Raw genomic sequence first — 883 nt, forward strand, 5'->3', positions numbered from 1 at the left:
GCAACACCGTTGCATTACGCGGTCCGGCGCTTTGTCAAGTCTCTGAAGGGGAGGACGGGACCCCTGGTAGATCCCTGTGGTGTCGAGCCCAGAGATCGTTGTACCGGAGGTCCCGTTGCCGCGGCATTCTGCCACCCCGCCACCCGTCGCGTCAGCCCACGATGTCTACGCTCCTGGGCACTTGGGAGAGTTGACTCAGGTCATAGACCCTCAGCTGGTCGACGCGGTCCTCGAAGAGACGGGCACACGCGAGCGACGCGTGCGGCTGCTGCCGGCGCGGGTGGTGGTGTACTTCGTGCTCGCCCTCGTCTTCTTTGAGCGCTCGTCCTACCGGGCGGTGTGGAACAAGCTCGGGACAGGGCTGTGCGGGGTCGCGGTGGCACGGCCATGTGCCTCCTCCCTCTCGCGGGCCCGCCGCCGGCTGGGCAGTGCCCCGCTGCACCGGCTGTTCGAGATCCTCGCCGGTCCGGTGGCCACCCGGGCCCAGACCGGATCCTTCTACGGAGGCTTGCGGGTGGTCGCGGTGGACGGCACCACCCTCAGCATCCCCGACGAGGAGACGGTGACCTGGCACTTCCCCAAGCACGGCGGACCGGTCCTGGAGTTCGGACATCCCCTCCTGCGCCTGGTGGCGCTCGTCGAGTGCGGCACCCGCGCCCTGATCGGCGCGGCCTTCGGCCCGGACACGACCGGTGAGCTCGGCTATGCGCGCCGGCTGCTGGGCCAGCTGGATGCCTCGATGGTGCTGCTGGCCGACGCCTACTACGACGCATTCGACTTCCTCCACGCGGTGACCGGCACCGGCGCATCCTTCCTGATGCGCTCGACCCGCAAGCGGCGCCCCACCATGCGCCGCCCGCTGCCGGACGGCTCCTACCTGACC

General features: G+C 69.5%; 1 protein-coding gene. It reads left to right on the forward strand.

Annotation, left to right across the window (positions count from 1 at the left end; translation table 11 throughout):
* Positions 1 to 79: 79 nt before the first annotated feature.
* On the forward strand, positions 80 to 883 hold an 804-nt coding region (locus tag AC5WRT_RS38940), incomplete at its 3' end, for an IS4 family transposase (RefSeq protein WP_496101102.1).

Source organism: Streptomyces sp. NTD91, from assembly GCF_059510455.1.